We start from the raw sequence: 857 nt of genomic DNA, 5'->3' as shown, positions 1-857 counted from the left end.
TTAAAGCACCTTCATAAAAATCACCTTCTCCGGTTTTATGAAGGACTTTTTTCACGGAGTTACGGTCGATAAGCTCGTCTTTATCCATTACTTTTGCATAGTCCTGACCGACTTCCAGAACTGCCGGAAGCTTCCCGGAATTTGCAAGCGTAACTATTTTGGTGTTGTAGCTGTCTTCTTCAACCGGAACTTGTTTGACTTCAATATTGGGATTTTCTTTTTCAAACTTAGCAACCAGCTTTTTGATCACAGCCAGACGGTCCTGTTCGACGGATGAATGCATGAACTCAATTGTCGTTTTTCCGTTTCTGCTGCCATTAGTGCTGCCGCACGCTGTCAATATGGTGCTCAATGCTAATAACAAGATCAAACCTAAACTAAAACTTTTAAACTTCATTTAGTTCTCCTCCTGGTGTATGGGCTTTAGCCAAAGGAATTGGTAGGGATCCAGCTTACTGTTCCCTGCATATTCTGCTTCTTCCCCGGTAATAAGGTTCAGATACCTTCCAGTGATATCACAAACGTTGTTTTCATTCGCTAGATTATGAATAACTAACAATTCATCCTTTTCGTTTAAGACTCTTTTGACTGCGAACACTTTGTCACCTAGATCTACTACTTCCATAGGGACGTCCGGGTTGAAAAGTGCTTCAGCTTTTCTGATTTGGATGAGGTTCGTGAGTTCGGAAAAGACATGGTAACGTAATGAATCTGTGTCTGCTAATTCCTTTTCGATCCCATCCAAGCTGTACTTTTGCCGGTTAATGGACCGATTCATTCCGGTTTTTGACACTCCATCATAATCATTTCTGGAACCTAGCATGCTTTGAATATAAACGGCAGGCACTCCTGGAAGA

At 41.7% G+C, this 857-nt stretch carries 1 protein-coding gene and 1 pseudogene; both read right to left on the bottom strand.

The features are described from left to right. On the bottom strand, positions 1 to 397 hold a 397-nt coding region (locus ABHN01_RS25700; RefSeq protein ID WP_429877899.1), incomplete at its 3' end, for an extracellular solute-binding protein. Then, a pseudogene (locus ABHN01_RS25695) lies at positions 398 to 857 on the bottom strand (sugar phosphorylase); the annotation flags it as partial.

This window comes from Fictibacillus sp. NRS-1165, assembly GCF_050468105.1.
In the GTDB taxonomy this organism is placed as follows: Bacteria; Bacillota; Bacilli; order Bacillales; family Fictibacillaceae; genus Fictibacillus_C; species Fictibacillus_C terrinigri.
The sequence above is the reverse complement of the archived record's forward strand: the minus strand, read 5'-3'. Positions and strand labels throughout refer to the sequence as shown.